Origin of the sequence: Massilia polaris (genome assembly GCF_012927275.1) — a bacterium.
Lineage (GTDB): Bacteria > Pseudomonadota > Gammaproteobacteria > Burkholderiales > Burkholderiaceae_D > Telluria_A > Telluria_A polaris.
Genome location: NZ_JABBGG010000001.1, coordinates 405,951 through 429,407 on the forward strand (window position 1 = coordinate 405,951; position 23,457 = coordinate 429,407).

The 23,457-nt window shown below is 62.4% G+C and carries 27 protein-coding genes; 11 read left to right on the top strand and 16 right to left on the bottom strand.

Annotated features, from left to right (window positions below; genetic code table 11):
- Nucleotides 1-17: 17 nt before the first annotated feature.
- Nucleotides 18-602 carry a TetR/AcrR family transcriptional regulator gene (locus HHL21_RS01965; RefSeq protein WP_169463556.1) on the bottom strand — a complete coding sequence of 195 codons (585 nt, stop codon included), beginning with the start codon at nt 600-602 and terminating at the stop codon, nt 18-20.
- 124 nt (nt 603-726) lie between these two features.
- On the opposite strand from HHL21_RS01965, the gene HHL21_RS01970 reads away from it, so the two are divergent.
- Complete coding sequence (locus HHL21_RS01970; protein ID WP_169463557.1) at nt 727-1,443, top strand: fumarylacetoacetate hydrolase family protein; 717 nt, start codon at nt 727-729, stop codon at nt 1,441-1,443.
- Here HHL21_RS01970 and HHL21_RS01975 read toward each other — a convergent pair.
- Nucleotides 1,417-2,841: a phospholipase D family protein gene (locus tag HHL21_RS01975; protein WP_169463558.1), complete on the bottom strand. Its 1,425-nt coding sequence runs from the start codon at nt 2,839-2,841 to the stop codon at nt 1,417-1,419. The genes HHL21_RS01970 and HHL21_RS01975 overlap by 27 nt on opposite strands.
- 662 nt (nt 2,842-3,503) lie before the next feature.
- On the opposite strand from HHL21_RS01975, the gene rnk reads away from it, so the two are divergent.
- Nucleotides 3,504-3,917 (top strand): nucleoside diphosphate kinase regulator, encoded by a 414-nt coding sequence (gene rnk / locus HHL21_RS01980; protein ID WP_169463559.1) that lies wholly within the window; start codon nt 3,504-3,506, stop codon nt 3,915-3,917.
- Here rnk and HHL21_RS01985 read toward each other — a convergent pair whose 3' ends face one another.
- The 3 genes from HHL21_RS01985 to HHL21_RS01995 all read right to left on the bottom strand — a co-directional run bounded on the left by HHL21_RS01985 (nt 3,918) and on the right by HHL21_RS01995 (nt 5,442).
- Complete coding sequence (locus HHL21_RS01985) at nt 3,918-4,667, bottom strand: hypothetical protein (RefSeq protein WP_169463560.1); 750 nt, start codon at nt 4,665-4,667, stop codon at nt 3,918-3,920.
- A gap of 41 nt (nt 4,668-4,708) precedes the next feature.
- On the bottom strand, nt 4,709-5,104 hold the full coding sequence (locus tag HHL21_RS01990) for a hypothetical protein (protein WP_169463561.1): 396 nt from the start codon (nt 5,102-5,104) through the stop codon (nt 4,709-4,711).
- Between the two features lie 134 nt (nt 5,105-5,238).
- Nucleotides 5,239-5,442, bottom strand: coding sequence for a hypothetical protein (locus tag HHL21_RS01995; protein WP_169463562.1), 204 nt, complete (start codon nt 5,440-5,442; stop codon nt 5,239-5,241).
- Nucleotides 5,443-5,651: 209 nt separating this feature from the next.
- On the opposite strand from HHL21_RS01995, the gene HHL21_RS02000 reads away from it, so the two are divergent.
- A complete protein-coding gene (locus HHL21_RS02000) occupies nt 5,652-6,944 on the top strand; it encodes a glycerate kinase type-2 family protein (RefSeq protein WP_169463563.1) in 1,293 nt (430 codons plus the stop codon).
- Here HHL21_RS02000 and glf read toward each other — a convergent pair.
- From glf to HHL21_RS02015, 3 genes are all read right to left on the bottom strand, one after another.
- The gene (gene glf, locus HHL21_RS02005; protein ID WP_169463564.1) at nt 6,928-8,082 is read right to left on the bottom strand and encodes a UDP-galactopyranose mutase; all 1,155 of its coding nucleotides are present in this window, start codon (nt 8,080-8,082) and stop codon (nt 6,928-6,930) included. The two genes, HHL21_RS02000 and glf, sit on opposite strands and share 17 nt — an antisense overlap.
- Nucleotides 8,083-8,189: 107 nt before the next feature.
- On the bottom strand, nt 8,190-8,462 hold the full coding sequence (locus tag HHL21_RS02010) for a hypothetical protein (protein ID WP_169463565.1): 273 nt from the start codon (nt 8,460-8,462) through the stop codon (nt 8,190-8,192).
- An 81-nt stretch (nt 8,463-8,543) separates the two neighbouring features.
- Entirely contained in the window at nt 8,544-10,658 is a 2,115-nt protein-coding gene (locus HHL21_RS02015; protein ID WP_229495849.1) for a putative bifunctional diguanylate cyclase/phosphodiesterase, read from the bottom strand.
- A 249-nt stretch (nt 10,659-10,907) separates the two neighbouring features.
- On the opposite strand from HHL21_RS02015, the gene HHL21_RS02020 reads away from it, so the two are divergent.
- A complete protein-coding gene (locus HHL21_RS02020; protein WP_169463566.1) occupies nt 10,908-11,090 on the top strand; it encodes a hypothetical protein in 183 nt (60 codons plus the stop codon).
- A 7-nt stretch (nt 11,091-11,097) separates the two neighbouring features.
- On the opposite strand, the gene HHL21_RS02025 is transcribed toward HHL21_RS02020, so the two are convergent.
- The 8 genes from HHL21_RS02025 to HHL21_RS02060 form a co-directional block, all read right to left on the bottom strand.
- Complete coding sequence (locus HHL21_RS02025) at nt 11,098-11,472, bottom strand: diguanylate cyclase (protein WP_370659651.1); 375 nt, start codon at nt 11,470-11,472, stop codon at nt 11,098-11,100.
- 257 nt (nt 11,473-11,729) lie between these two features.
- Entirely contained in the window at nt 11,730-12,293 is a 564-nt protein-coding gene (locus HHL21_RS02030; RefSeq protein WP_169463568.1) for a histidine phosphatase family protein, read from the bottom strand.
- An 11-nt stretch (nt 12,294-12,304) separates the two neighbouring features.
- Nucleotides 12,305-12,793 (bottom strand): DUF6644 family protein, encoded by a 489-nt coding sequence (locus tag HHL21_RS02035; protein WP_169463569.1) that lies wholly within the window; start codon nt 12,791-12,793, stop codon nt 12,305-12,307.
- Complete coding sequence (locus HHL21_RS02040; RefSeq protein ID WP_169463570.1) at nt 12,793-13,131, bottom strand: DUF6152 family protein; 339 nt, start codon at nt 13,129-13,131, stop codon at nt 12,793-12,795. The genes HHL21_RS02035 and HHL21_RS02040 overlap by 1 nt, the downstream gene beginning before the upstream one ends.
- Before the next feature lie 22 nt (nt 13,132-13,153).
- Entirely contained in the window at nt 13,154-13,990 is an 837-nt protein-coding gene (locus HHL21_RS02045) for a hypothetical protein (protein WP_169463571.1), read from the bottom strand.
- A 2-nt stretch (nt 13,991-13,992) separates the two neighbouring features.
- On the bottom strand, nt 13,993-14,598 hold the full coding sequence (locus HHL21_RS02050; RefSeq protein ID WP_169463572.1) for a hypothetical protein: 606 nt from the start codon (nt 14,596-14,598) through the stop codon (nt 13,993-13,995).
- 22 nt (nt 14,599-14,620) lie between these two features.
- A complete protein-coding gene (locus HHL21_RS02055) occupies nt 14,621-16,576 on the bottom strand; it encodes a DUF2779 domain-containing protein (RefSeq protein WP_169463573.1) in 1,956 nt (651 codons plus the stop codon).
- 81 nt (nt 16,577-16,657) lie between these two features.
- Nucleotides 16,658-16,858: a hypothetical protein gene (locus tag HHL21_RS02060; RefSeq protein ID WP_169463574.1), complete on the bottom strand. Its 201-nt coding sequence runs from the start codon at nt 16,856-16,858 to the stop codon at nt 16,658-16,660.
- Between the two features lie 160 nt (nt 16,859-17,018).
- Here HHL21_RS02060 and HHL21_RS02065 point away from each other — a divergent pair, with 160 nt between their 5' ends.
- The 7 genes from HHL21_RS02065 (at nt 17,019) to HHL21_RS02095 (ending at nt 23,437) form a co-directional block, all read left to right on the top strand.
- Nucleotides 17,019-17,891, top strand: coding sequence for a hypothetical protein (locus HHL21_RS02065; RefSeq protein ID WP_169463575.1), 873 nt, complete (start codon nt 17,019-17,021; stop codon nt 17,889-17,891).
- A gap of 136 nt (nt 17,892-18,027) precedes the next feature.
- Complete coding sequence (gene tnpA, locus HHL21_RS02070; protein WP_169463576.1) at nt 18,028-18,366, top strand: IS66 family insertion sequence element accessory protein TnpA; 339 nt, start codon at nt 18,028-18,030, stop codon at nt 18,364-18,366.
- Entirely contained in the window at nt 18,366-18,749 is a 384-nt protein-coding gene (gene tnpB / locus HHL21_RS02075) for an IS66 family insertion sequence element accessory protein TnpB (RefSeq protein WP_169463577.1), read from the top strand. Before tnpA ends, tnpB begins: the two co-directional genes overlap by 1 nt.
- Before the next feature lie 7 nt (nt 18,750-18,756).
- Complete coding sequence (gene tnpC, locus HHL21_RS02080; protein WP_169463578.1) at nt 18,757-20,370, top strand: IS66 family transposase; 1,614 nt, start codon at nt 18,757-18,759, stop codon at nt 20,368-20,370.
- Nucleotides 20,371-20,387: 17 nt separating this feature from the next.
- Entirely contained in the window at nt 20,388-21,032 is a 645-nt protein-coding gene (locus HHL21_RS02085; RefSeq protein ID WP_229495964.1) for a reverse transcriptase domain-containing protein, read from the top strand.
- A gap of 261 nt (nt 21,033-21,293) precedes the next feature.
- Nucleotides 21,294-22,718: a hypothetical protein gene (locus tag HHL21_RS02090; RefSeq protein WP_169463579.1), complete on the top strand. Its 1,425-nt coding sequence runs from the start codon at nt 21,294-21,296 to the stop codon at nt 22,716-22,718.
- 119 nt (nt 22,719-22,837) lie between these two features.
- On the top strand, nt 22,838-23,437 hold the full coding sequence (locus HHL21_RS02095) for a peptidoglycan-binding domain-containing protein (protein ID WP_169463580.1): 600 nt from the start codon (nt 22,838-22,840) through the stop codon (nt 23,435-23,437).
- Nucleotides 23,438-23,457 lie beyond the last annotated feature (20 nt).

Genomic DNA, 23,457 nt, shown 5'->3' on the forward strand with positions numbered 1-23,457 from the left:
CCGCGGCTGGGAAAAGCTTATTTGGAGCGTTCGTATTGCCCGATGAGGGTGTTGCCGATTGCCCGCAGCATTTCATTGCCTTGCTCGCCGAGTGCGCGCGCCAGTTGCACCGCGCCGACCAGGCTGCCGGCCAATGCGAACGCGTGGTCCCTGGGACTGTCGGGCGGCAAGACCTGGCCCACCATTCCGATCAGCGCTTCGACGCGGCCGCGCGAAACGTCGCGTACTTCGCCGGCCTGGCGCGGCATTTCCGTGCCGAGTGCGGACACCGGGCAGCCGCTGTCGGTCGCGTGTATGTGTTCGTCCCCGAGGTAAGCTTCAACAAGGGCGCGCACCGGGCTGGCGCCGCCGTCGAGCAGGGCGGCTATGCGCCGGGACAGGATCTTTGCGCTTTCGGCGCCGGCATGTTCGACGGCCGCTGCAAGCAAAGCATCGCGCGACTTGAAATGTGCGTAAAAACCGCCATGGGTAAGGCCGGCCTCCTTCATGACGTCGGCCACGCCGACGCCGGTGTAGCCGTGCTTGCGCACGGCGCGCGCCGCTGCATCGAGGATGCGCTCGTGGGAAAGCTGGCGGCGGCTGGATTTGAGATCGCTGTTCATGGCTGCGTCCTCCTTATATGATGGCTCTCATATTACGGCCATCATATTTTCGAGTCAAGCGAATTTTCGGGGCGAAGATACAATGCTCTTGCGTCTAGCCGCATAACAACTTTACGGGATCGATATGTCTGAATTCGTCATCACTGCGCCTGCGACTCCTTCGGTAGCCGTCGCCGGCGCCAGCGCGCGGTTTCCAATCAGGCGCGTGTTCTGCGTCGGCCGCAATTACGCCGCTCACGCCCGCGAGATGGGCAACGACCCTGCGCGTGAACCGCCGTTCTTCTTCATGAAACCGGCCGATGCGATCGTCGACGCCGTTGGCGTCATTCCTTTCCCGCCCGCGACCAACGACTTGCATCATGAAGTGGAGATGGTGGTCGCGCTGGACGGCGGGGGGGCCAATGTCGCACCGGCGGACGCGCTCGCGCTGGTGTGGGGCTATGGGGTGGGCCTGGACCTGACCAGGCGCGACTTGCAGGCGGTGGCCAAGGAGATGAGCCGGCCCTGGGACTTCGCCAAAGGCTTCGATGCCTCGGCGCCGTGCAGCGCGCTGCATCCGGTCAGCCAGGTCGGGCATCCGGGCGATGCGCGCATCTCGCTGACGGTGAACGGGGTCGTCCGGCAGGAAGGAAGCTTGCAAGAGATGATCTGGCCGGTCGCTGACATCATCAGCCACATTTCACGCTTCGTGACACTCGCGCCGGGCGATTTGATTTATACCGGAACGCCCGCCGGTGTAGGGGCCTTGCAGCCCGGTGACCGCGTACACGGAGCGGTCGAAGGCGTTGCCGAATTTGACCTGGAAATGGGAGCGCTACAACAGCCAGTCGATCGGCAATAGCGACAGCAGCCAGACAGCTGCGCGCTGTCCGAAGCTGGTGCCTGGTTCGACGTCATGCCCCACGGCTATGGCGCCACCACGCTCAATCCAATACAGCTTCCGGTCCGCCGACATGCGGACCTGGTAAGCATCGACTGGAATACGATGATCGAATGCCTTTGAAATTCGATCCGCTAACATCGGGCTGTCGATAACGAAGCCCATTTCCGTGTTGAGCTTTGCCGAACGCGGGTCGAAATTGAAGGAGCCGATGAAAACCCGCGATCCATCAACCTTGCGGTGTTTTGCGTAGCCTGAATGGACAGCCGCCACGTCGGTCGCTTCCAGCGCATTGGTCAGAATCCTGATCTTTGCGCCGCGCCGGGCCATCGCAACGAAGGTATGCACTCCCGCTTCGGTAGGTACGAAATAGGGCGACACGAGGTCCAGTTCCGTGGCCGGCTCGCCCATTGTTTCCCTGAGTTTTTCGACGATCAGTGCGCCCGGTTCAGCCAGCCCAAGTCCTTTGGCCGCATCGTCGCTCACCATGCGCGTATCGGCCCATTCGAGGAGCAGGCTTCCCTTCATCTGTTTATCGACGAACGTGGAATTGCGCAGGGCGCTCGCGTATGCCAGCGCGCTGGCATTGCGTTCAAGCTGCGACGCCGCCGTCCGCAGCGCTTCTGTCGCGACGCGGTCGACCGGTTCCAGCAGCAGGTGCGCAGGATAGGAGGAGTCGCTGTTCCAGTAACGGTCAAAATCTTTGGAAACCTCGGCGACGACCGGCCCGATCGCCATCACGTCCAGATCCGCAAACAGCACGTCTTCAGCAGCGCCAAAATACTCATCGCCGACATTGCGGCCGCCCACCACCGTGACCTGGCTGTCCGCGGTGAACGATTTGTTGTGCATGCGCCGGTTGGCGCGTGAGAAATCGGTCAGGTAACCGAGCGCGCGCATGCGACGGTGCACAAAAGGATTGAACAGGCGAACCGCAATTTTCGGATGGGCGTCGAGTGCAGCGAGCGGACCGTCGAGCCCGGACGTGTTGTTGTCGTCGAGCAGCAGCCTGACCCGAACCCCGCGGTCCGCAGCCCGGCGCAGGGCGTTGAACAGCAGCGTCCCAGTCATGTCGTTGCGCCAGATGTAGTACTGGACGTCGAGGGTACGCTCGGCGGAATGCGCCAGCATGGCGCGCGCAGCAAACGCATCGCGGCCATCCGACAGGGGATAAATACCTGATTTTCCGGGATGCGCCATCACCTCCGGCGCTATCGCCCGTCCCAGCCGCGTGTCGCCGGCGTTCAAGTCCGCCGTGGAACTGGAACGGTTTTCCAGCGACGGCAAACCAGTGCATCCGGCGATCAACGACGCCACCAGGAAAATCGCACAGAGGTTAAGGCCGCAAGCTCGATTCATAAGTGGCGTGTCGCGTCGGACGGAGAGAAACTGATCTTACCCGAACGCGGCGGTCCGAAGCGGCATGTGGAATCCTGGCCTGCCGTTACCGGCTATCGGGGCTATAATGGGCTGACCACCTTAAGGCAGGCCCCCATGAAACAGCGTGTGGTTCAACATGTCCCATCGTGCTCTTCAATGAGCAGGGGATTGCTGACCTCCGTTTTTCCGGATCTCGCCACAGTGCCGCACTTCGCTCCGCTGCCGAAAGCAATGGCAACGCACGGGCGCCAGACCAAGCAGGCCTTCGCCTGCCTCCCTTAGGCTCGGCGAGCCGGTTGAACTGAACACCAGTTCTCCACCACGCCGAGCCACCTCAATCCCAGCACTGCACCACGACGGCTGTCGTACTGCAGCTCGTATGCTTTTTTGCTTCGCCCGACCGGGCGTTGGGGTTATCCATCATGACAAACAATTGCCACCCGCCCGCACGGGATGCCGGCGCCTGGGCCAAACAGGTTCTTGCACGCAGTAGCAAACGCCGCCGCGCCAGGGCGCTCATTAACAAAGGGCGGCAGACGCGCGCCCGCATCCAGCTTCTGGTGGCATGCAAACTCGCGTTGATTACGGCTGCCCTGATGGTCGAATGATGACGGGGCCCACATCACTAAATGGAGTTAAGAATGAAACCTGAAATCTTTGTTTTGGCTTCCGATGCCGAGCGCCTGGAAAACATCGCCGACCGGCTTCCCGCCTCGGCAGTCGACTGCAAGAACGCTTTGCTTGACGAGCTGGCGCGCGCCGACATCGTGGAAGCGGACCAGCTGCCCGCCAGGGTAGTCACCATGAATTCGTCGGTGCGCTTTGAAGTCTCCGAACCCCGGGAAGAGTTTTGCCTGACCCTGGTTTATCCGGCCGACCTGAATACCGCCCCGAACCAGATCTCGGTCCTCACGCCGATGGGCACGGCACTGCTGGGCATGGCAGAGGGAAATACGATCGAATGGCCGCGCCGTGACGGGCAGGCAGTGCAGGTAAGGGTGCTTGAAGTGCTCTCGCAGTGGAACGGGCAGGCCTGCCTTCGCGCTGCCCAGTAGTCAGCTGCCGGGGATCAGGTGCCGGAAGGTCGGTTCGATATTCTTCGAATGAAGGAATCGTACGATGTCCTCCAGCGTCGCGTCCTTTAGCAGCAGGCCATCGGCGCCCGCGTTGCGCCCCAGCGCGGGCGCACTGGCAGCCGGCGCCGCGCTGTGCGATTTCTGGAGCACATCCAGCGCGTGCCGGAACTGTGCGTCGCTGATACGGCGCAATCCCTCAAGGAACGCAAGCTGTCCCGCCATCGGTGGCGCCATCTCCAGCCCGGATTCGTCGGCAAACGACGCGCCCATGCCCGGATGGATGAACGCGGCCCATTTGCCGGTGCGCTGGTTCAGGCACGGCGGCAGTTCGACCGGGGCGCCAACCGGGTCAGGAATCGGGGAGCCCTCGGGGAAATACGCCTGGCGGAGCAGTTCAACAAACTTTTGCGCCAGGGCCGCGGGTACTGGCGTTTCCAATGACAGCCACAGACCGTAACCATCGGCGCCAGAGATGCTGACGGCTGGTGCCGGCAGGCCAAGGTCGGCCTGCAAGGCATTCGCGACCTCGCACAGCAAAGTCCAATGCTGCGCTTCTTCATTGCCGCTCACTTTGCGGAAGGGAATCACCATAGCGCGCGTCAGGCCATTGTCGCCGGTCAGCTTGATGGCGAGCGTTGCCTTGCCCAGCATGTGCTGAACCAGCGCTTCTGGTGCGACGGCGTCCGCTGGAAGGTAGAGCCGGCTCAGTTCTGAGATCAATTTTTGCATGTGATTCCTTGAAGCCGGGATGTTGTTGCCGATGCTGGCGCTTAGTCGGAGTGCGCGATGCGCAGTCCGCCTTTTTTATCCGGCAGCCAGGCCTCGGCCAGGTCCGAACTCACGTCGAAAAATCCCAGTCCATGCCTGGCCGCGAGGTTAAAGACGGCTTCGTGTGCGCGGTCGATCTTGTCCCAGTCGAGGAACGACATATAGATCAGCGAAGCGCCGATCGCGTAGTCGGTCCCTGCGTCGGCCTGATCCTCCCGCGCGGGTGGGAACTCGGCCGCGAGCTCGGTGAAGAACGCTTGCAGCGCTGGTGTTGCGACGCCAGGGTTGTCGTAGGCCTGGCCGTCGTCCCATTCGGTCTGTTCGTCATACCAGTCCAGAAAGGCAGGACGCTTCGCGGGCGCGGCGTCGGGCGCAAAGACGATCAGGTCGTAACTCATGGGTAATTCTCCAGGTTCAGGGCGCCGCAAAAGCGGTCGCCGGACCGGGATTATTTCACAGATGGGGGGATAGGGGCCAAGCGGGAAGGCCGCGGCAAGCGGGCGGCTTGTCGCCGCCGCGCGATAAGTGGTACTTAGTTCGCGGCGCGCTTGGAAAGTGCGGCTGCAACTGCCGGGCTGACCGAGTCACCGGATGCGGCGAGGCGGTACAGGTCCATCAGGCCTGGTTCGCCAGGTGCGCGGACGCCCTGCGCCGGCTTGAAGAATGTTGAAATGGATGCAGCCAGCGAAGACAGGGCCGCATTTTCCGAGACGAAATGTAGGGTAGAAGTTGTCATTTGGCGCTTTCTGTAACGGGAGGATTAGGGCTAGTATCGAACGTCGCGAGAAATAAATCCAATTCGAACTTTCGATACCTGCCATTCATAATCCAAATATAACGGGGTAATCGCCGAATACGCCGCTTCGCTTATACTCGACAGGAACAGCCACCGTATTAATTTCAATCCGAACACGCAGTTTGCCGCCCCAATAACAGGAGCCTGTCATGTCGCCCAGAGAGCTGTTGCAGCAAATGTTCGCAGCTGCCGTCGATGCCGCCCAGCCGCGCCACTGCCTGCCGCCGCATTTGCCGTCAGCACCGATCGGCCGCACGCTGGTGGTAGGAGCGGGCAAGGCATCCGCCGAAATGGCGAGGGTGCTCGAGCAGCACTGGGCGGGACCATTGAGCGGCCTGGTCGTTACCCGCTACGGCTACGAGGTGCCGTGCGAGCGCATTGAGATCATCGAGGCTGCCCATCCGGTGCCCGACCAGGCAGGGATGGATGCGGCACATCGCATCCTCAGTCTCGTGCAGGGCCTCACCAACGACGACCTGGTGATCTGCCTGATCTCCGGGGGCGGTTCGTCGCTGCTGCCGCTGCCGGCGGAAGGGCTCACGCTGGCCGACAAACAGGCCCTGAACCGCGACCTGCTCAGGAGCGGCGCCACCATCAGCGAAATGAACTGCGTGCGCCGCCACCTGTCGGCCATCAAGGGCGGGCGGCTGGCTGCGGCCTGTTATCCGGCGCGGCTGGTGACGCTCGTCATATCCGACGTGCCGGGCGACGACCCGATCAATATCGCCAGCGGCCCGACCAGCGCCGACCCGACCACGTGCGCCGATGCACTGGAGATCCTCGAGCGCTACGCCATCGCGGTACCGCCACAGGTCATTTCGCTGCTTGAGAGCGGGCGCGGCGAAAGCGTCAAACCTGGCGATGCGCGTCTCGCCAACAGCGAAACCCGCATGATCGCCACGCCGCAGATGGCGTTGCAAGCCGCAGCGGACGTGGCGCGCGGTGCGGGTGTGCCAGCGTATATCCTTGGCGACAGCATCGAAGGCGAAGCGCGCGAGGTTGGCATTGTCATGGCCGGCATCGCGCGCCATGTGGCGCATGGTGGCCAGCCGTTCAGCGCGCCTTGCGTGCTGCTGTCCGGTGGCGAAACGACGGTGACGATCCGCGGCGATGGCCGCGGTGGACGCAATGTCGAATTCCTGCTGTCGCTCGGCGTTGCGCTTGACGGCGACGCCGGCATCCACGCAATCGCATGCGATACCGACGGCGTCGACGGCCAGGAAGAAATCGCTGGCGCATGGCTGGCGCCGGACACGCTCAAACGTGCGTGGGCGATGGGGATCAATCCGCGCGCCAGCCTTGCCAACAACGATGGACACGGATTCTTCCAGGCGCTCGGCGACTCGGTAATCTGCGGTCCCACCCTGACCAACGTGAACGATTTTCGCGCCGTGTATGTGACGGGCGACCCGTTCCGACCATCCCTTATCCCAGTGGATTGATCACAAAAGCTGGCATCGCGGCCTTGTCCGGTGCGCACTCAAGGAATTTGTCGGCGGTGATTAGTGCTTCATTGATCGTCACGTCCATGTCGAGATAGCGGTAAGTGCCAAGGCGGCCGACGAAGGTGACGTTATGCTCATTCTGAGCAAGGCTGATATAACGTTCCAGCTGCTCTTTGTCGCGCGCCATCCGGATCGGGTAATACGGGATGTCCTGTTCCTCGCACTGGCGGCTGTATTCCTTGTAGCAGATGGTTTTCTCATGGGTTTCCCACGGCGAGAAGTGTTTGTGCTCGGTGATGCGGGTATACGCTTGCTGGTTGTCGCAGTAGTTGATCACGGCGTTGCCCTGGTAATCCCCGGTGTCGCGGAAAACTTCGAAGTCCAGCGTGCGGTAGGGCAGGTGGCCTTCCGCGTGCCTGAACCACGCGTCGATTGGCCCGCTGTAGAACACATGCGCGTAGTCGCCCTTGAGCGCCGGATCGAAGCGGGTGTTCAGGTGGACGGTCACCCCGGGTACGTCGAGGATTTTCGCCACCAGCGCGGTGTAGCCATCGGCCGGCATGCCCTGGTACTTGTGGCTGAAATAATTATCGTCGTAATTGAAGCGTACCGGCAGGCGTTTCAGGATGCTGGCCGGGAGTTCGCTCGGATCCAGCCCCCACTGTTTGACCGTATAGGTCTTGAAGAAGGCCTCATATAAATCGCGCCCGACGAATCGCAACGCCTGCTCTTCGAACGTCGTCGGGTTCTCGATCGACTTGTCGCCCAGTTCCTGTAGGAACGCTTGGGCTTCCGCAGGGCGGAACGTCTTGCCGAAGAACTGGTTGATGGTCAGCAGGTTGATCGGCAGCGTGAAGACCTTGCCGTTGGTGATCGCTTTGACCCTGTTGACGTAAGGCTTGAACTCGCTGTACCGGTTCACAAACGCCCATGCCCGTTCGTTATCGGTATGGAAAATGTGCGGGCCATACACGTGCAGCATCACGCCGGTGTCGGCATCGCGCTCGGAGTGGCAGTTGCCGGCGATGTGGGGGCGCGCTTCGAACACTTCGACGGTGTACCCGGCGTGTGCGAGCTGGTTTGCGATAACGGCACCGGAAAATCCGGCGCCGACAATGGCGATATTCGTTTTCATGGATAGCTCTCGCTGGTTTAGGTAACGTGATCAGGTATTTCATTGCAATTTAAGCAAAAAATACATGATCGCGAATTGACGAATCGCGCACTGTGCTTCACCTCACATTAAGGCAAGACGCCATGCGCACGCAAGCGGGCTTCCGCGCCGACTGGATCGAGGACGGCAAGGGTGTCACGGTGCAGGGCGACGCCTGCACCTGCGACTTGTTCGCGCCGGAGCGCTTCGACGCCCGGATCACCGACCTGAACCTGCCCGGCATGGCGGGCATGGCGCTGGGCGCGCAGTTGCGCGCGATGGCGCCGTCGCTGCGCATCATCGTGGCGTCGGGCGTCGGGCGCCGGCGCGCTGAGCGGCGAACTGGCGGCGTCGGCCTGCACATCGCTGCCGAAACCGTACCAGGTCGACCAGTTGCAGAAGATCCTGCTGGAAGCAAGCTAGCCGGCGCACCGCGCCTGGCGCTAGTGCTTCTGGCGCGCGTAGCGCGAAAAGTGTTCTTCCGCGATGGCGCGCTCGTACAGGAAGCCCTGGTAGGCATGGCAGCCGGCGTCCGACAGGAACTGGCGCTGGCCGATCGTTTCAACCCCTTCCGCGATCACCTGCAAACCCAGGCTGCCGCTGAGCGCGATGATCGAGCGCACGATGGCGGCATCGTTGCGGTCGGTCAGCACGCCGCGCATGAAGGAGTGGTCGATTTTGAGCTGGTCGATCGGCAGGTTGCGCAGGCACACCAGCGACGAGTAGCCGGTGCCGAAGTCGTCGAGCGAAAAACTGATCCCCAGCTTGCGCAAGGCCTTCATCTGCTGCGCGGTCTGGACGAAGTCGGTGACCACCAGGCTTTCGGTCAGCTCGAACTTGAGGCCGCGCGGATCGGCCCCGGTCTGGCGCAGGATCGCTTCGGTCTTGGCGACCAGGTCAGGCTCGACGAACTGGCGCGCGCTGACGTTCACCGACAAGCTCAGGTGCGCGGTTTCGTCCGCGCGCTGCCACAGCGCCAGCTGCTGGCACGCCGTCTCCAGCACCCACATGCCGATATCGACGATAAGGTCGGTTTCTTCCGCCGTGTGGATGAAATCGGCCGGCAGCCGCAGTTCGCCGCTCGGCAGGCGCCAGCGCAGCAGCGCTTCGGCCCCGATCACGTGGTTGTTCCCATCCATCTGGGGCTGGTAATACAGCACGAATTCATTGTTGCGCAGCGCGCGCTGCAGTCCGGTTTCCAGCTCGGCCCGGGCAAACAGCGCCGCCTGCATTTCCGGATCGTAGAAGTGGAAGGTGTTGCGGCCGCTCGCCTTGGCCTGGTACATCGCGCTGTCGGCCTGCTTCAAGGCCGATTCGACCGTGTCGGTCGAGCCGGAGATGAGCACCATGCCGATGCTGGCCGACACCGCGTAGCTGAAATCGGCCATCTTGAACGGCGCGCTCATCGCCGTGACGATTTTTGTCGCCACCGTTTCGGCCTGCAGCGCCGCCGCATCGCGGGTGTCGTCCTGCGGCGCGATCAGGATCACGAATTCGTCGCCGCCAAGGCGCGCCACCATGTCCGCTTCGCGCACGCTTTGTTCCAGCCGGCGCGCCGCCGCCTGCAGCAGCATGTCGCCGGCGGCGTGGCCGTGGGTGTCGTTGAGCCGCTTGAAATGGTCGAGGTCGCAGAACATCAGTGCGCCGTACTTGCCCGAGCGCGCACTGCCAAGCAAGGCGCGGCGCAGATGGTCGAGCAGGTTGGCGCGGTTGGGCAGCTCGGTGAGCGGATCGTAGAACGCCAGCCGGAAGATCTTGTCTTCGTGCTGCTTGCGTTCGCTGACGTCGGTGTTGATCGACATGATCCGCCCGGAAGGCTCGCTGGCGCTGCTGTCGGTGTCGACCAGGGTCCAGCGGCTGTCGACATGGATTCTGCTGCCATCGCGCCGCCGCTGCGTCAGCTCGCCCCGCCATTCGCCTTCGCTGAGGGTGGTGCAGTAGGCGATCCGGTACTCGGCCGGATCGTCGTAGACCAGGTCGCACAGGCGCTGGCCTTCGATTTCATCGGCATCCCATCCGTACAGGCGCTCGGCGCCGTGGTTCCAGTAGGTGATGCGCGAGTCGGCGTCGATCACGAAAATGGCGTCGAGCGCCTTGTCCAGCAGCGATGCCTGTTCGAGCACCTTGCGGTCGGCCATCTTGACGCGCGTGAAATCGCAGATGAAGCCCTGGATGGCTTCAATGCCGCCGCCGGCGCCCGGCACCGCCCCGCCTTGTTCCCAGACCCATTTGATGGCGCCGTCGGCGGCCACCAGCCGATAAGTCAGTTGATAGGATTGGCCCTGCTTTAACGCGCGCCCGACCTGGCACGATACCAGTTCGCGGTCGTCCGGGTGGATGATGCTGGCGAAGGTCATCGACGAGCGCGCCGTGAAGGCGGCTGCCGGATAACCGGTCAGTTTCTCGATGCCTGCGCTGATGAACGCCATCGTCCATGGGTCAACGCTTTCGCAGCGGTAGACGACGCCCGGCAAATAGGCGAGCACGTGCTCGAGCGAGAGCGCGGCCACATCGCCTGGTTTGACATCGGTTGACCCGGTAAGGCGTTCCTGGTTCATGGTTCCGCACGATTGGGCGACAGTTTACTCACTGGGGCGACGGCGCGGTAGCGCGGACGACAATAGGCCACTAAAGTAGCACATACGATAACGAATTTGTAAGCGGCCGATAAAAAAGGCGCGGCTGTATGCGTTGTTGAACGACAACGACAACGTCCGCCGGTAGCGCCACTCGATTCTTGTTGGCGAACTCGTCGATTGCAGTAACATCGTAGGATTTACCCAGCGCGCATCAATTGTGGAGGCATTTTGGACAATCACTACCTAACTCGCCCCGACCGCGCATCGGCGGTCAAGGTCGACCTCGCGGTCGCCGTCCAGGCGGCGCAGGGGACGCGGTCGGCTGCCGACTACCTGAAGCAAACCGGTATCGCGTTCACGGTGGCGCTGCGCGTGCTGACCCGGCCGCACCGCCGGCGCTGGGCGTCGTAACAGGCAATCAGGCTGCCGCGCTCCAGGCGCGGTCGCGCCCCTCGGCCTTGGCCCGGTAGAGCCGCCGGTCGACCATGTCGAGGAAGGCGCCGGCATCGTCGTGGGCGCCCGGTGCGGTGGTGCCCACGCCCATGCTGACCGTGACCAGGCTGGCCTCGGCCTCGGCCGCGCCGGCATGCGGGATATTTTCGCGCGCGAGAATCTTGCGGCAGCGTTCGGCCACGTTGAGGGCGGACGCTTCGCCGGTCGCCAGCAGGATCAGCACGAACTCCTCGCCGCCAAGGCGCGCGCACAGGTCGCGCGTGCGCCAGGCGGCCTGGTCGAGCGCGCGGGCCACGCGCTTGAGGTATCGGTTGGCTGGTTCATGGGCGGGGCAGGGCACCGTGGCAAGGAGTTGCCAATTGTACACCGAGCTCATCTGCAGCCGGGCGGGGCGTCGCCCGCCTGCTGGCCAATGGCGCCGCCATGCGCGGCCTTAATCGGCGCGCGCATCGGTCTCCCCAAGGGATATTCGTGTCCGGGATGGTGAAACCGACGCTGACGTTGAGCAGGTCAAGGCCGCCGTCGCGGAAGGCCTTGGTCGACTCGATCGATTCTTCCGGCGTCCGCCGTCGCGGCCGTCGTAAAACTGCCCTGTGGTTATGGACTTGCCCGGTCCAGCACTTGCAGCTTGCGCCGACCATCAAGTCGCACCACCACCATTTCCCCCGAGGCGACCGACTCCCTGGTCAGCGCGCTGATGTTCTGCGCGTGGGTGACCAGCACCAGGTTGCCGACCGAGGCGGGGCGGCGCGCCAGATAAGCGTAGAGCTCGCGCAGCTTTTCCTCGTCGCTGCGCTCGCGGTCGTTGAACATCGAATCGAGCATCGTGGCGGTGCGCACCGTTCCGAAGGCGATTTTTGCCGTGTCGACACAGCGGCACCAGCGGCTCGACAGTACTTCGGCGACGGGAATGCCGCGCTTGCGGAAATCCCCGCCGATCCTCGCGGCGTCGGCACGGCCCTGATCCGACAGGTTACGTTGGGTGCGGCAATCGCCGATCACGAAGCCGGGCGGGTCGCCAGCCCCGGGCACGGTTTGCGCGTGGCGCATCAATACGATGTTACCGCCTTGCCGAAGCAGCGACCAGAACCTGTCGTCGCCAGCCGCGCTCGCCTGGATGCAGATCGTGCAGAGTAACAAGAGCAGCAAGCGGCGCGACATCGCTGGAGACCTCAGGTGTACGCAAGCAAGCGGCCGCAGCAGATCACGGCGATCCAGATCGCCAGCGATGCGGCGGCCTGGACCCTGGCCAGGGCCGGAGTGCGCACGCCTTCGTTCCAGCCTGCGGCATGCCGGTAGACGCCGAAATGGAACAGTGCCGCGTTCGCGCCGGCGGCCCCGATCAGGGCCAGCTTCAGCCGGAACACCTTGTTGCTGGCGAAATCGTGCGGGTGGGCCGAGAACAGCATCAGCCCGGCCGGCACGATCAGGGCCAGGGCGGCAACGGCCCACGGCAGCAGGTGCCTGCCAAGCGCCTGCAGCGGCAGCGAGCGCGCGAAACCCAGCACGCGCAGGTCGAACATCGCGACCGATCCGACCAGGATCGTAAATCCCGTGATGTGGACGATCTCGACGATCGGGTACATCCACAGGCTGCCGCGCATCGCTTCTGCCAGCGCGGTCGCTTCCAGCCACGACAGCAGGCCGGCAGCGCCTGCCATCAGCGCAGCTCCGTGGTCTTCCCGCCTATGGTGATGCGTTCCGCGCGCATTTCTTCCGGCTTGTTACGGTTCTGGTAGCCGAGCACCTTGGCGGCCGTTCCCTTGGCCAGCATGGCCGGCGACAGGCCGCGGTTCTCCAGGCGCGACGGCGGTGCCAGGATCACCAGCCAGGTCTTGTCGGCGGTTTTCAGGCGCACGAAGCCGTGCGGGTGGACGTAGCCGGATTCCTCGATCGTGCCGCTCAGTTGCAGCGGACGATCGGCATCGTATTCGCTCCAGCCGTGGTGGGCGCTCGCTTGGGTCGCGAGCAACAGCGTCATCATGGCAAGCCATTTCATCGCGTCTCTCCCTGGGTGTGGATCAAGCAGGAAGCCATTCTACGCCAGTCGGCAGCGGGCGTGGCGCGGTGAAGTCGAGCGTGAAAATGTAGGACGTCAGGGGAAACGGTCCGGCGTCGTCCGCCATCTTGCGCGACACGACCTGCAGGTTGAATGGCCGGATCTCGTGGATCAGTTTCAGCATGTCCCAGGTCGGCCCGGTCCATGCCTTGTCGTAGGAAACGCGGTCATGCAGCGCATCCAGTTCGGCCTGCTCGCGCAGGAATTGCAGCCTGACGCCACGCTCGTCCAGTTCAGGACATTTCCACGGCCGCGACTTCGCATGCCCGGCCCGCGAACGCACCGCGTCCGGGTGCGCCGCGCCAAACCGGTCCTGCACGATCAGCACAAACACATCGCACAGGCCGGATGAATCGTCGCTGTCCTTGCCGATGCAGTCGAGGGCGATCCGTTGAAGGTCGCATTTTGGCAGGCTTTGCAGCTGCTGGCGTATCGGGAGGTCACCCGGCCAACGCTTGAGCTTGCCCAACGTCGTGCTGACCCGCGAGGCGAGGTCGAAGATGAACTGGTATTTCAGTTCGACCTTCACCCAGCCGTCCCGCCCCATGTCGGGCTGGGTCACCACCAGGTCGACCTTGTCGGCCTCGGCATAGGCGCGCCAGCCGTGCTGGTTGGCTTGCCCGGACTGGTTGAACAGCTCGAGCAGCGCGTCGCGGTAGCGGCCTTCCGATTTCAAGTTGTTGTAGTAGCGATGGATTGTCGCGAGACGTTCCGCGTAGGCGTCCGACTTCAGCGTGGTGCGCAGTTGCGTGACGATGTCGTGTACCGGCGTTGTCGCCAGCGGGCTTGCATTTTGCATGATTATTCCGAAAGAAAACCAGTAAGTTCCGCGCCCTCGATGACGACGACCCGGTCGTCGCGTCCGTCGGCGCCGTGCCGTACCGGCAGGTCGGCGAGACCGTCAACCCTGGCGGGCCGCTGCGCGCTGGCAGGCTTCGAGGTCGTATGGACCAGTGCCATGTCATCTTTCTTGGCGCCGAAGTTCAACCGTTTCATGTCCAGTTCCGCCATCGACTGGATCGACGCGATCGATTGAGACCCGATGGCAAGGAATACCCGCGCAGGCACGCCCTCGGACAGCTGGGTGAACACCAGGCAGCCATGCGAGGCGTAGTTGAACTTCGGATCGAACTGGTAGCTGGCATTCTTGGTGCCGCTCGACTTGAATTCCACATCGCGCGGGCCGGCAACGTCACCGACGATCACGCCGTCCACCCCGGTCGGCCGGCTGCTGATGGCGATTTTCCAGGCGTAACCGTTGGCGGCGAGCCAGCGGTTGACGATGATCGCCGACAGCAGTTCGTTGGCCTTTCCCGGCGCCAGTCCGGTCTCGCTTTTGAAGTAAGAGCATTCGCGCAAGTAGCGCAAGGCTGCGGTCGTCAACTTGGTATCGGTGCTTGCATCCATTGGTAGGTCCTTGATGGTGGGGTTATGCGAGTTCGGCGTGCCACGCCTGGTAGATCATGACCATCGCAAGCGTGTCCAGCTCGCAGTATTTCAGCAGCGCCGCCTCCAGCCGCTGGCGTTCCTGGTCGCTGATTTTTTCGAATTGCAGCCGGGCGTAGGCAACCATCGCGGCGCCGCCATTGGCCAGCGCTTCGTCTTCGTCCAGGCCAGCTGCGGCGGGCGCTTCCAGGTCGGCGAATACGGCCGGGAGGAGGGCGTACGGATCGCGCGGCAAACCGTCGCCGTTCGGCTGCCACCATGCCCAGCCATTGAAATTCAGGCTCGGGATGCCGTGCGGGCTGCCATAGCTGGCGTTGGCGTACCGGTCGCGAAGGTAAGGCGATGAACCAAGGACGGCGGGCAGGACTTTCTTGATCGAACAGCTGCCCCTGGTGGCCGGATGGAAGTAATACAACTCGGCCATCTTGCACAGGTCGACCATCGTGCGCTCGCCAGTCCGCTCACCCTCGGAGGTGATCGACAGGATGAAGGCCTGCAGCGCGGCCTTGTCGGCCGGTGGCGCCGGGTCGTGCTCGAGCTGGGTCCAGATGTCGCGCAGTACGCTGTTCTCATGGGTCGCCCAGCGCAGGATGGTGCCCTCGTCGCCCGACAGCTGGAGCCGCAGTTCGCGCACGAATGCGTAGTTGGGGAACTCACCTGGCGCGGCCCGGAGGAACTGGCCGGCGTGCGCGACGCTGCCGTCCTCGTCCATCACGTGATGCGAGAACTGGAACGCGACTTGTTCGTATGGCCGCCGTCCCTGGTGGAAGGGAAGGGCTGTGCGCGAAGTCTCGAAGTCGATGAAGTGGAGCGGGTAGCGCCACTTGGCCGCCTGTTCCCGCAAGCCGTCGCGGTCGAGGTAGAAGGCGCCGCCGCCGGGCCATTCGCCCGACACCTGCATCCACTGGCGCTCGCTGCGCGACATGCCCTCGATGCCGGGCGCCAGTTTCAGGTCGTCCTCGCTGACCTGCCCAAGCTTGTACACGCCGGCGTCGATCAGCTTGCCCTTGCCGCGGAAGTTCCACACGTCAAGCACGGTTCCGCCGGCGAAATCGCCATCGCTCAGGCCCGCCACTTGCTTCCAGCAGGCGTGGAAGCCGCTGCGCTCGTCGGGCGCCGCTGCCTTGAATTCGCAGCTTCCGCATTGCTTGCCCAGCACCGGCGCGATTTTCTCGTCGCGCCGGTAATGCGAGGCCAGCATGCCGACGGCGTCGCTGAACGCCATCGGCACGCCGGCCACGTCGACTGGCGAACCGATGATGTCGTCGACATGCACCGATACCGGAACCGCGCGCAGCAGGTCCGCACCGATCGCCGCTCTGGTGGTTCCCGGGGCGACCTCGACCCGGCTCTGGCGGCCGGCGCGGCAGATCTTGAAGCGCTGGCTGACCTGGCCGGTCGTTGCGGTCGACGATTTATCGGCCATCATCAGGAAGCACGAGACAGTATGGCCGGGGAACGCGGCGCCGACGACGAACTTCTGGAAGGCGACGTCCTGCAGGTAGGGCAGGATGGCCGGCTTGATTTTTCCCTTGGCGCCGGCAAAAAAATCGGGACTGTCCGGATCGTAGGACTTGGCCTTTACTTCGATCAGTTCGAAGTGGCTGCCATTCTTCTTCAGGATGTCGATACGAATGAACAGGTTCTGGAAACGGACGGCCGCTTCGAAAATCGTGACGGTCTCCTGTTCCAGCAATGCGGCGGTTTCCGCAAGTGCCTGGTCATGGCCCTTGGCCTTGACCTCGACGCCCTCGGGATGCATCAGCTTGGCAAGTTCGCCGACCTGGAACCCGCCCTCGGCCAGCGCGCGCATGAATTCGTCGTCGCTGCGCAGGTTCGTGAACGCCGGCTTGCCCATATAGAACAGCTTGGTCGGGCATTCGAGCGCGCTCTTGAAACGCGATTTGGTCAGGTAGCGCGGCGCGGTCGTCTGGTTCATGCGGGGATCCGGTCACTTAAGAAGTGGCACATCATAGGAGTGAAATTGCATTTTGGCAATAGTCACTGCAGCTTGTAATCGTCAGGCGCATGCGATCAGCGACGCCAGCAGGTTGCCGTGGCCAACCGTGTGAAAGCGATTGTCCTTCGTGATATTGGTGTGCGGATCGTAGTAGCCAACCGTGTGGTAGCGCGCGTCCCTTGCGCTTTGCTTGCCGTCGCTGGCGGTATCGATGTAGCCGATGATCTTGTAGCGTGCGTCTTTCAGCGTCTGCCGGTGCATCAGGTTCTCCCGTGCGAGTGAGGTGACTTCCCACTCTAAGCAGGCACCCGACAAGCCATGTCGCGTTGCCGCAGCGACCTGGCTTGTCGCAGCCGGCGCTAGCCTGAACGCTTCTTAAAACGCGAACAGGACCCGGATGTCTGGAATCTATAGCAAGCACGTGCGCCTGGTGGTCGGCGCGGAACTGACAGCATTGTTGCAAACCGATTTTGCGGGCGATGGCGCCGCTGTGCCGCCTGCGTTGCTGTACCGGCTGTGCGACGCGCCCGGACTGCAGGCGGCGGTCCAGGCACAGGCGTGGCCCGCGGTCGATGCGCGCTTTGCCGGCGCCGCATCGCCCGATGCGTATGCGGTGCCGTTTGCCCGCTCATACATCGACGAGCGCCTCCGCTCGGCGGAAAATCCCGCGCAGCGCGAATTCGCCGGGGAGCTGATCCGCAACTTCACGCCGTGCGGCTCGCAGTTCGACCATTACCTCGCACGCCTTTATGCCAATGGCGAGGCGGCGCTGGGGGATGCTTCGGACGGAAGCGTGTACGCGGTGGGGATGCGCACAAACGACCTCAACCTGTCGGCGCCGGGCCAGCTCCCGCGCCGCGCCTTTCGCGCGCAAGCGGCGATCTACGACGGCCAGGCACAGCGTGCAGCCCTGGATAGAATCTATGACTGCTTCCTCGGCTATTACGAGCAATCGGCCGAACGTTTCGGCGCGCATAACAATGACGACGTTTTGCCTTCCTGCTGGGGCGCGCTGCGGCAGGCGACGGGCCGCTTGCTGCCGCGGCTAAGGGACCCGGGCCTGGCCAGCCAGCGCGAATGGGTGGCTGTCGCGCCGCTGCGGCCCCCGGCCGGCTTTGCCGTCAGCGGCAATGTGCTCGTGCCGTCGATTCCGCTTCGCAGCCACCTGCGCGGCGCGCATCCGCTGCCGTTTGAACAGGTGCTGGTTCATCCCGCGCTTTCGGGCATCGCCGCAGACGTCGGGCTGCGCGCCTTCCTGCGCGCCAAGACCCTGCCGTCGCGGGTGTTACGGTGACGCAATGCGGGGTGCTTCCTGCGCTGCCCTTGGCTTGATGAATCAGGCATGAGTAACCGGTTCCTGAACGGCGTTGTATCTATCGGTTCGTCATGCCGGCACAATCTCCTCCGAGTTCAACAACACGGAGCGGGACATGGACAAGCTGGAATTTCAGACCTCGAAAGAAGCGAGCTGGCGCAATCACCTGGCACGACATGCCGCGAGCGGCAAGAGCATCGCCGCCTTCTGTCGGGATGATGCGATCTCGCAGGCCAACTTTCACGTCTGGCGCACGAAACTCGCAAACGGCGCCAATGAGCACGCCGCCCGGCCGGCACCGCAGGCGACATTCATCGATCTTGGCGCCGTCAACAGCGCCGTCGGCAGCAGAGCCACGGAGCATGCGCCGGCACCAGCGCCACTGGCCATTCCCAGCCTCGACATCCGCATAGATCTCGGCGGCGGTGTCGTACTGACGATCGCGAGGCGCTGATGTTCTTCCCCGAAGGCCAGGTGCGCGTATTCCTGTACGGCCAGCCGGTGAGCATGCGCCTGTCGTTCGATGGCCTGTACGCGCTGGCCAGGCACGTCATGCATCAGGATCCGCTGTCTGGCAATCTGTTCGCTTTCATCAACCGGCGCGCCACCCAGATCAGAGTCCTGTATTTCGACCGAAACGGCCTGTGCGTGTGGTCAAAACGCCTCGAGCAAGGCCGGCTTGTCAGCAACTGGGCCGATGTGGACAGCTGTGAAATGGACTGGACCGGCCTGAAGCTGCTACTCGAAGGCATCGAGCCGAAGCAGGTGCGCCGACGCTATAAAAAACCTCTCGTTCACTCTCAAAATACGCCTATTCACCCTGTAAAAACTTTATAATAATGATATGCAATTCAACCAAGAATCCGCCGCTAAAATTGTCCACCCGACGGTGGCATTGAGCGCTGTGGATATGGCCAAACTGCTCGATGTGAAGGATCGCGAAATCGTCCACCTGCGCCGCCAGGTGGCCTGGTTTCAGCGCCAGATCTTCGGCCAGAAGAGCGAGCGCCGCTTGCCCGAACCGGAAGGCGTCCAGGGCACGCTGGGCGAACTGTTCGAGATCGTCCCCGACGATCTGCCGCTCGCCAAGAAGAGCAGGATCGCCGCGCACGAGCGCGAACACAAGAACAAGAATCAAATCGACAGCGGCGACGAATCGACCCTGTTCTTTGACGATTCGAAAGTGCCTGTGGAGGTCATCGCTGTCCCCAATCCGGACGCGGCCGGACTCGACCCGGCCGACTTTGAGGTGATCGGCGAGAAGGTCAGCCACTGCCTCGCGCAACGCCCCGGCAGCTACGTCATCCTGAAATACGTTCGCCCGGTCATTAAGCTGCGCGCCACCCAAGCGCTGTCCTGCCCTCCGGCGCCAGTCGGCGTGATCGACGGCTGCCGCGCCGATGTCAGCTTCATCGCTGGCATGATCATCGACAAGTTCGCCTATCACCAGCCGCTGTATCGCCGGCACGTCAAACTGCAGGATTCCGGCATCAACGTCAGCCGGGCCTGGGTAACGAAGCTGATGCCGGCGGCGGTATCGCTGATCGAACCGATCTTCGACGCTCAGCTGGACTCGGTCCGGCTGTCCCGCGTCATCGCGATGGACGAAACGCCGATCAAGGCCGGACGCGCCGGCCCCGGCAAGATGAAGGCGGCGTATTTCTGGCCGGTGGTGGGCGAACAGGATGAAATCTGCTTCCTGTATTACCCCAGTCGGGCGGCAAAGCACATCGAGGATGCGCTCGGCCTGACGCGTCCGAACGGCGCGGTATTGCAGAGCGACGGCTACAGCGCCTATGCGCACTACGCGAAGAAGACGGGGATCACCCACGCGCAGTGCTGGGCACATTCGCGCCGAACAATCTACGACGCTCGCGACATCGAGCCTGCCCACGCGGATCAGGCACTCGATGCGATCGCCGCCCTGTACAAGGTCGAGCAGCAGATTCGCAACGACGGTCTGACGGGGCAGGCCAAACGTGAGCGTCGGCAGGAACAGTCCGAACCTGTCCTCGATCGTTTCTTCGCCTGGATCGACGAGCAGTTCGACAAGCAGGGCTACCTGCCGAGCAGCCCCTTCCTCGGTGCGCTGGCGTATATCCGCGAGCGCCGCGTCGGGCTATCCGTCTTTCTGGACGACCCGGACGTGTCGATCGACACCAACCACCTGGAACGTGCCTTGCGGGTCATTCCGATGGGCAAAAAGAATTGGTTGTTCAGCTGGACTGAACTGGGCGCCAAGCATATCGGCATCGTGCAGAGCCTGCTGGCCACCTGCCGGCTGCATGACATCAACCCGTATGACTACTTCGTCGACGTACTGCAGCGCGTCGGCAAGCACCCGGCGTCACTGGTGCATCAGCTCACGCCGCGCATCTGGAAGCAGATGTTCGCCGCCAACCCGTTGCGGTCCGATTTGCATGACCTTGGTGGACGGCGTACGGACGCCGGCGGCTGATCGCTTACGAGCGGTGGCTGACTGCGCCGTTCGAGACTGCGGAGGGCATTTCCGTTCCACGAGAACGGGGCACCCCTCAAGGCGGGGTCGTCAGTCCGATCTTGATGAATCTGTTCATGCACTATACGTTCGATCAATGGATGAAGCGCACCTATCCGCAATGTCCCTTCGCCCGTTACGCTGATGATGCGGTGGTTCACTGTCGCAGCCAAAAGCAGGCGGAAGACGTGATGCAGACCATTGCGGCGCGCTTGGCGGAGTGCGGACTGACGATGCATCCGGAGAAGTCCAAGATCGTGTATTGCAGGGACAGCAATCGCACCAAGGCATATTCAATCGTGCAGTTCACCTTCCTCGGCTTTACATTCAGGCCAAGGATAACAAAGAACAGGCGTGAACAACATTTCACGAGCTTTCTACCGGCGGTTAGTGAAACGGCCTTGATGCGGATGAGGGAGACGGTACGAGGCTGGAAACTGCATCGGCGGACTCCAGCGGCGTTGGCGGAGTTGGCGCAGCAATACAACACGACTGTGCGCGGATGGATGAACTACTACGAAGCATTCTACAAAACTGCAATGTACCAGCTCTATCAGTATCTTGATCAAAAGCTCGTGCAATGGGCCAGAAGTAAGTACAAAACCACAGGGTGTTTTGAGTAGTCCCTGAGTAAAAAGATCGATGTTGTCGATATTCCTTACATATAGTTGCCCATTTTTACCGCACTTGTAGCAATCGCCGAGATACATGAAATAAAACATGTACTTACAAAAAGCATCCATCAATGGCACGTTTTTTGCCTAGCTTTCCCCAGCAGTACAAATGAATCAAAACTTAAACCCTGGGGGATTACGATGAGCAAATCTGTATTCTCGGCGGCATCAAGAAGCTGGGGGTGGCGCCTTTGTGCTACCGCAGTTACCTTGAGTGCGAGCCTGGCTTCGGCGTCAGCTTTGTCGGGCGCCATTATCTACAACAATCTCAACCCTGCTAACGCGACCGTCGCGTTGGGCATCAACGATGCAGGCCATCTCAATTTTCGCGGCGGCGTGACTCCGGCCAATGCAAGCGCAATGGGCCTGGCCTATCGCTTTCCCGATGGTAGCCTGCGCGATTCCACCGCGCCGGGCTGCCTGTGTGAGGGATGGGGCGTTGCGGTAACGCGTTCCGACGGCGGCCGGGCGGCCGGTTTTGCCAACGAGGCGACGGGATCGGGTGGCCTGACAGGCGGCGTATTCACGTCCAGCACCACGCGTGCAACGTCGCGCATCGGCATGTCTGACGCGCCGGTTGTCGTGACCCATGCGTACGGCGTTTCCCTCGCCCCCAATCTGTTCCAGGGAAATATTACGATCACCAATACCGGCGCCACGGCGGTGAGCGACGTGGTTTACCGCCGCGCGATGGATTGGGACGTTCCCAATACCGAGTTTCAGGAGTTCGTTACCCATCGAGGCGTAACTGCCAACCTGGAATCCAAGGGCGGGACGGTGCGCTATGCGAGCGATAATGGTTTCGCGTCCAGCAATCCATTGCTGGACGCCGGTTCCATATTGCCCGGCACCGTTAATACCGATTTCATCGATTCCGGCCCGGCCGACCATGGTTCCGTTTTTGATTTCGCCTTCGGAACCCTGGCAGCAGGTGAAAGCCGTACGTTCAATATTTACTATGGCGCTGCTGCCAACCAGGCCTCCGCATTGGCGGCGCTGGACACGGTGAATGCGGAAGTGTTCTCGCTCGGGCAATCGGGCGGGCCCTCCGGCGTGAACGACGACGCCCCGACGTTTATCTTTGCATTTGGCGGCGTCGGCACCGTTGAACGCGGGCTGTCGCCGGACGATCCGCTGCTGCCGATCATCGATCTCGGCACCGGCATTTACGAATTCGCCGCACCGACTCCGCGTCGCTGGTACGACCCTCCATTCGCCACGGGCTTTGAATACGTACTGGACGGCGGTGGCGTCTTCACCGAGGTTGCGATTCCGGTCGGTTTCGGTGACCTGACCATCAAGCTCTCCGACGGGAGCTCGATCGGTATTGCCGCTGGTGGCCTGATTGACTTCGCCGCACTTGGTTTCGCCCCGTCGGCCTTTACGATTATTGGCCTGATGCTTGATACCGCGGCACCCGGCTACGATCCTGCGCGGGCTTTCCCGACCTTCCTCGATTTCACGGGCAGCCCGACGCTGCTGACAATGAGGCCGATCATCGACGGTGTGGTGGCCGTGCCAATCCCTGGCACTTTGCTGTTGCTGGTTCCCGGCCTTGCACTGTTGATCGGCTTCCGCTGGCGCGGGCGGCGGGCGGATCAGCCGTGCCTGCCCAGCTACAGCATGGCTGCCTGACGTCGCAGCATTTTGTACCCACAAGCCCCGCAAGGGGCTTTTCGACCGTTCGGCGATGCCACTAACAGCAGGTTTATCGCCCGAACGATCACGATCACTCTTCACGGAGCTCTACGTCCATGAAATATATTCTTAACAGCCTGGTATTGGCAGCATTCGTCGTCGCGCTTTCGCCGGCGCGAGCTGCAACTGACAAGGGCGAGTTTGGCATCAAGGGAATTGGCGCAACGGACTGCGCGACGCTGGTACGGGAATATAAAGCTGGCAGCCCGAATGCGATGATGTACGGCGGATGGCTGTACGGCTATATCACCGCGATGAACCAGGTAACTCCCGACACTTTCGATCTCGCACCATGGCATGACCTGAATACCTTGACCAATTTCATCGTCGACTACTGCCAGAAGAACCCGAGGACCAGCTTTGGCCAGGCGGTCTTCAGCATGACATCGGCACTCAAGCCCAAGCGATTGAAAACGGCGTCGGTGCCGACCAATGTCAGCCAGAACGGCAAGACTTTTGTTATGTATGGAGACGTTATCACCCGTATGGCCGAAACCTTGAAGGCAAAGGGCTTCTACAAGGGGCCGGTGAGCGCGAGCAATCCGGAGTTTACCATTGAGCTGTCGAAGGCTGTAAAAGCGTTCCAGGCCCGGAACAAGCTGCGCGAAACCGGGCATCCCGACCAGTTCACCTTATTCCGCTTGTTTGAACGTTGATTAAATTGCGTTCAATCGAT